Origin of the sequence: Scytonema sp. HK-05 (assembly GCF_963872035.1) — a bacterium.
Lineage (GTDB): Bacteria > Cyanobacteriota > Cyanobacteriia > Cyanobacteriales > Nostocaceae > Kalymmatonema.
Window position 1 is genome coordinate 1 of record NZ_CAWMYC010000064.1, and the last position, 6,334, is coordinate 6,334.

Consider the following 6,334-nt stretch of genomic DNA (forward strand, 5'->3'; position numbering starts at 1 on the left):
TTTAACAGTTACCAGTTATCAGTTATCAGTTATCAAAAATCAGTTATCAGTTATCAAGTACCCGCAGTATCAAGATGTCCCAAGTCAATCTTCTCACTGGTCACTGGTCACTGGTCACTGGTAACTGTTCACTGTTTTAAATTTGCTGTTTGGATGTTAAAAAACTTCTGGTAATACCAATTCTCTGTAAAAAAAGCACTTAATACTAACTCTTTCACTCAGCCGCGTGCTTGGCACGGCAGTTGCTTCAACGGGGGGGAACCCCCGCAACGCACTGCCTCGTCTTGGCGGTAGCCTGCGGCACGCCGCTACGCGTCTACGTTTAATAAATATTAAGTGCATCTTCATGGAGAATTGGTATAAGACAATTAACTCCGAGATGACAACACTAAGAATTGCGAGAAGTTCTGAAGAAATTCCTCCATCGACAAGGTACTATCTTTGTCAGCATCGCTCATGTTCCAGAACATCTTGATGTCTTCATCTTCATAGCCCAAGGCTTTAAATTTCGCCTCAATTTCAGAGACTTCCAGAACCCCATCTTTATTCTTGTCAACATCTTCAAAGACCTGAAGAAGTGCATCTCGGAACAGAGAATCAGCAACCGCCTGACGAAACTCATGTTCGAGAACATCGAGAAATGAACCCTTTGATGTTTCTGAAAGCCACGGCTCGAGTACCGTAGAACGGAGTACGGTGATAGACGAACCTGTTGCTCCAGATACTCCTAGTAGGCGCTGTTTATAGTGTTCGATGAAAGCTTCTCCGTAATGAGCCGCGTCAAAATCTGTGGTACTGACGATGAGCTTATAACCGTAAATATCCTCACCTGGGTCAATGCTAAGTTTGTCATAGATAGCCCTATTAAGGCGGTTTGCCAGATTTAAATCTGTGTTGAGCGAGCCATCTGGATGTTTGAAATTAAACGCGTAGGTGATGATATTTTGGTCTGGACCGATTTCTGAAAGCAGATGCAGGGCTTCTTTGTCCGCCAAGAGTTCATCATTACTTGCCTTATCGATTCTCTCCCGAATGAATTGAATTTGTTGCTCTACATCAGAACCGGAAATTTCTGCGGGAAGTCGAGGAACGGGAACAATTGTGAAACGGTCTTCCGGACTCGCCATACACAACAGTCGCGCATAAAGTTTCTTACAATTGAACAAAGCTTTGCCAATGATTCTGCCGTATCCACTCTTTGTGGGGCGAATAACCTTGTGGCTGAGATATACCGAAGCCGCTGCAGCCCCAGGCTTTGACCCCTCCAAGCCATAGATACCAACCGTGGGTTCTGCTTCGCCGTGGTACATATAGGGAGCAGCGAATGTCACCAAATCCCGCATTGCGGAATTGCGGTAGCACAACGCTCCGGCTGGGTATGGAATGTAGCCTGATTTATGAGGGTCTACCGTTATGGAATCAGCATTTCCCAGAACTTGGAACTGCTGAGTGACATACGAGCTTAATCCAATCTCAGTAATCAGTTCTTCTTTTGTCTTAATCAGTTGTGGTGTGTTAGTCTCATCTTCGCGAAGAAGAGTGGCGAAATAACCGCCCCAAGCCGCATCAGCATGAACGGTAAATTCTAGTCCTTGGGAGCGCAATTCTTCTCGCAGCTCAAGAATATTCTTCAGGGGGTCAGTTGCACTTTCTTCCGTGCTTCCCATGACAGAAACTACTGTATATACGGGTCTGCGCTGGGCTAGGCAATCTTGAAGAATCTTTTTGACTTCAGTGAAACTCATCCTGGCATCTTCATCCACAGGAACGTCAATCAGGTTTGCCGCTCCAATTCCCAGCAATGCCGCTGCCTTTGGAAATGAGTAGTGTTTCGTTGCTGGTACCAGGAACACAGGCGCAGACTTGATGTCGCTGAGGAAGCGGCGTGAAAACTCCGCCATTCCAAGGTTTTGCAGTGAATATTTAGATAGGACATCTGTTAGGGTTTCACCAGAAATCTGATACTCCTTATACAGACGAGTTGGCAATGCCAGAATGTCATCGCCTTTGAGGTTAAGCACTGACCAAGTGTCTAGTTCAATCAGAGGTTTTGACCCGCCAGTGGGCAGGGAAATACTGATATCTTTTGCAGCTTTTAGTGACGGTTCATTTTGCAAAGCTGCTTGCAAGGCAAGGGGATAAAATTTCAAGTTTCTTGCTGCCCAAATCGCCTCAATGTTGGCAACAGTTCCACCACAAGTGATGTGTCCCCAAGGACGAATCGCCCCTTTTTCGATTTCTGCCTCATCTGGTATGCTGTATCCCAGCATTCGGCAAAGGTCGTCTCCTACCAAGATTTCCAAAAGCGTTGTTGCCGTTGACCCTTCAAAAGCCACATTGTTGGGGTTGTACAGCATTGCCGCAAAATAACCTAGGATAGATGGCATTGTCATATCCCAGTTCATGTGCCCTTGATAGCGCATACTGAAGAACGGTACGGACTTCTTCAGAAACGCCAACAATGAGCGGTAACTCTCCTTGAGAGTATCAATTGCCTCTACGTAATCTGACTGTCGCTTAACTTGCTCGGTGATGTGAGTTGGATCGCCAGGATGAAAGTTTCGACGCCAAAACGCGTGGTCACGAATCGCTTCTACGATTAAACTCTCAAGTTCATCAGCATTTTCTGCTTTTGTTCCTAAAAACCATGCTTCAACTGAACGAGTTCCCAAACCTTGAAGATGGGGTACTTCTCCAAATTTGAAGAATTTGTTTAGCCCATTATTTTTGCCTAGACCATTGTTCTGAGAACCGTTGTTATGAGAGTTGTTACTCATTTTTTCACCTTTTGTGTAAGTTTTGCAGGCAACTGTCTGGACACCAGCCATTCCTGACCGAATTATTCGCAATTGGTATTGAAATTGTGAAAAATAATGACGAATTACCAATTATCAATGACGAGTTTGCTTGTCATGTTTCATCCTCAGCTAAAGTCATCAGTGCATTTTTCAAGAAAGAGAGATTTCTACCAAATAGCAGTCAGCGTTCAGCAGTTAGCTAAAGGCTAATAGTTGATAGTTTTCATCTGTATACACTGTTTGAATACAAGCTGGTATTAGCTACATATCTAGGCTCAGTGCTAGGCAAATGTCAAATTTTTTATCTTTATTTTGAGCTAGTCTGCTAATTCTACTAGCTGGGACACAATAATTTTGGTAATTGAGGCATGAATTTACATCAGAGATATTAACTTATTTTTATTTCAATAGGTAGATGCGTCGTACAAAATCCTCAAAAAAATTAATAAAGACTTTTCCTACTTTTCCTACTTTTATTACTTGACAAAATTCATTTTTTTAAAAAAAATACTAATTTTTGCTGCTTTTCCTTGTTTTTACATAATAATTTAAAACTTTTCCTACGTTTTTCTACCTTTAAACCTCCCACCGTTAGCAAATAAGTAGGAAAAGTAGGAAAAGTAGGAAAAGTAGGAAGAGTAGGAGAATAAAAAATATTTAGTTCACGTCTTGCACCAGGTGACACCTGTAAAGTCTTAGCTATGCAATCTCCAGTCCACAAGAAAAGGACTTATTATTATCTACATTGTTTGACTGGTAATAGTCCCAATAGGCTTTACAAAGCCACAAATGAAATGTTAGATTTTTTGTACTCGTTTCCCTACGTCGTTTAGGAACGCTACATAGTGTGCCACCTTCCATCTGAATATAAAAACTATTCAGCTAACTCATTGAGCCAAAAAATGTTTTGATATTGACGAAGTAAATAGAAGATTTTCAGGAAGTTCAAGATAACAGAAAAGCGGCGATCGCCTAATTGATACCTTGATTCAGCAACGCCATCTCCACAGTACTTTTTTTCCACATTGTTAACAGATAGATATCAAATTTAACTTTCTAGATTCACACCAAAGATGAACGCAAATAATAACTTAGAATCGTCTGTTTCACAGATCCAAGAAAAACAGCCCAGCATACGCGAAAGATTCTTCAATAAGCTAAAGACCGAACATCCAAATCTGCACGCTTTATATGTCACAACTAATGTAATACTCATCTGGAGTGGCTTCATCCTCATCTTTGACTCATGGGCTCAAGGAACAAATTTGATGGCAGAACCTACCCCAGAGATTGCTATACAAGTGCCTATTCGTCACTTTTGCTTATTATTGCTGGGTCTAGCAATGCTCTTGCTGGATGACTTATCCTTGTATGATCTGGTAATGATGAGGAAAACTCATTCAGAAAAAAATCCTGAGGAGATGGATCTCAGGGAAAAGTTTTTCCACAACTTCAAAATCCAGTATCCCAACCTGGCAACTATTTATACTCTTATGGGGGTCATAATTACTTGGTCTGGATTATGGGGTTTGACTTGGGATATCCCTGTTCAACCATTATGGCGATCGCTACTGACAATTCTTATTGGCTTCCTTCTGCTCTACCTTGATGATTTCAGATTGGACGAAATCTAGAACCTAATTCATGCCTTTTTTCCCAAAGATTGAGTTGGGGTTGCGTAAACTTTGCGCCAACCTAATCGCTAGGCTGACTATAGCGCTTCTCGTTTAGATGAACTACAGATTTATCTGTGTCCATCTGTGTCCATCTGTGGTTCTTATTTTTTGATGTATTGCACTCAACTAAAAACCGCCATATTTCATCGCCCGATCTTGTTCATGAGAAAGATTTTCCAAAGCTTCACGAGTGCAATTACCTTCTCCTACCTGCTTTTTTCCAATAATCCCGGACTAGCTGAGACTGCTCCAACCAATATCATTGTCCCTGAAGAGATAGCAGAAACCATCTCCCAAGCACAGCCTGACTCGACTAACTTAGTTGGTCAAGTGACCTCAGTGAGCCAACTAGCAGATGTGCAGCTTACAGACTGGGCTTTCGGCGCACTCCAGTCTTTAGTTGAGCGCTATGGGGTGATTGCAGGTTATCCCAATCGCACATTCCGGGGTAACCGAGCAATGACGCGCTATGAATTTGCCGCCGGTTTAAATGCTGTCCTTGAGCGGATCAATGAACTCATCAGAACGGGAAAGGAGGATTTAGTTTCTCGTGATGACTTGGCGACGTTGCAACAACTTCAACAAGAGTTTGCCGCCGAGTTAGCAACGTTGCGGGGACGGGTAGACGTTTTGGAAGCCAAGACGGCAGAAATAGAGGCAAATCAGTTCTCCACAACCACCAAGCTAACTGGTCAAGTCATCATGACAGTGAATGCCGGAGGATTTGATGGCGAACGCATCATCAGCCCTACAGGTGAAGAGATTACTCGTTCTGACCCGAATCCTACCGTGGCTTACCGAGCTCTGGTAGAGTTGAATACCAGCTTCGTTGGTACAGACCAATTGAAAATAGTTTTCGACACAGGTAGCGATGCCGGTGAAGACAATCCCGCAGGATTTCTAGAGCCGTCTTTTGGTAGTGTCCAAGACTTCTCGGTTTCACCACCCATTGACAAGCAATTCATACTAGATCTGCTGTACTACACCTTTGAGCCGTTTAAGAACTTCACAGTGTCTGTTGGACCTAATATTCGCACTATCAGCTATTTTGACCGTAACAGCTACGCTTACTTGAGCTTTCAAGACTTTAGCACTCAGGCATTTATCAACAACTACATTCTCGCCCCTCTCAACGGTCCAGCAGCAGGTGCAGCAATTGACTGGAAGCCTGGTTCAGGACCGTTTTCAGTGCGGGCTTTGTACGCAGCATCAGATGCAGCCAACCCAGGCGATGAGGGATTTATCCCTGGTGTAGCGCTGTTTGTTCCCTTGCTGTATCCTGATGGGGGTGGCGACCAAGGTTTATTTGGCGACACGTATCAAAGTACAGTTGAACTGGAATATTCGCCCTCGAAAGCTTTTGCCGTGCGCCTCCAGTACAGCGGCGGCGAATTATTTGACAACCGCTATGACGTATTCGGCGTGAATTTCGAGTTAACTCTTTCACGGAAATTCGCCATCTTTGGTCGTTATGGTTACGGTAGCTACAATAACACTGCCTTTGGCGACATCAAACCCAGCTACTGGATGGCGGGAGTGGCGTTTCCAGACTTGTTTACCCGAGGTGCTTTAGCTGGTATTGCCGCAGGTCAACCCTTTATTGTTAGTGAGATTGGGAATGCCACTCAAACCAACTTTGAAGCATTTTACAACTTTCCTGTAAGTAACAACATCCAAGTCACCCCTTTGATTCAGGTTATTACCAATGCTTCTAACCAAGAGGCAAATGGTACGATTGTCACTGGCACGTTGCGAACAGTTTTTTCTTTCTGAAAAGTGAGCGGTTAGGTAAAGCTTATTTATGTATTCAGAGGAGTCATGCAATTAGCTGAGAAACATATTATTAAATCTGGACATCGA

Annotated in this window: 5 protein-coding genes; 3 read left to right on the forward strand and 2 right to left on the reverse strand. The window is 43.3% G+C overall.

Going from position 1 to position 6,334, the window contains the following annotated elements; translation table 11 throughout:
• Positions 1–368: 368 nt before the first annotated feature.
• Positions 369–2,777, reverse strand: a complete 2,409-nt coding sequence (locus AACT52_RS09575) for a pyridoxal-dependent decarboxylase (protein WP_073636596.1) — start codon at positions 2,775–2,777, stop codon at positions 369–371.
• 86 nt (positions 2,778–2,863) lie between these two features.
• Between AACT52_RS09575 and AACT52_RS09580 the strand changes: the two genes are divergently transcribed.
• Positions 2,864–3,001 (forward strand): hypothetical protein, encoded by a 138-nt coding sequence (locus AACT52_RS09580; protein WP_158055039.1) that lies wholly within the window; start codon positions 2,864–2,866, stop codon positions 2,999–3,001.
• 671 nt (positions 3,002–3,672) lie between these two features.
• On the opposite strand, the gene AACT52_RS09585 is transcribed toward AACT52_RS09580, so the two are convergent.
• Complete coding sequence (locus tag AACT52_RS09585) at positions 3,673–3,822, reverse strand: hypothetical protein (RefSeq protein ID WP_158055041.1); 150 nt, start codon at positions 3,820–3,822, stop codon at positions 3,673–3,675.
• 49 nt (positions 3,823–3,871) lie between these two features.
• On the opposite strand from AACT52_RS09585, the gene AACT52_RS09590 reads away from it, so the two are divergent.
• Together AACT52_RS09590 and AACT52_RS09595 are read left to right on the forward strand one after the other, a co-directional pair.
• Positions 3,872–4,432 (forward strand): hypothetical protein, encoded by a 561-nt coding sequence (locus tag AACT52_RS09590; RefSeq protein WP_073636594.1) that lies wholly within the window; start codon positions 3,872–3,874, stop codon positions 4,430–4,432.
• Positions 4,433–4,636: 204 nt separating this feature from the next.
• Positions 4,637–6,247, forward strand: coding sequence for an iron uptake porin (locus AACT52_RS09595; RefSeq protein WP_073636595.1), 1,611 nt, complete (start codon positions 4,637–4,639; stop codon positions 6,245–6,247).
• Positions 6,248–6,334 lie beyond the last annotated feature (87 nt).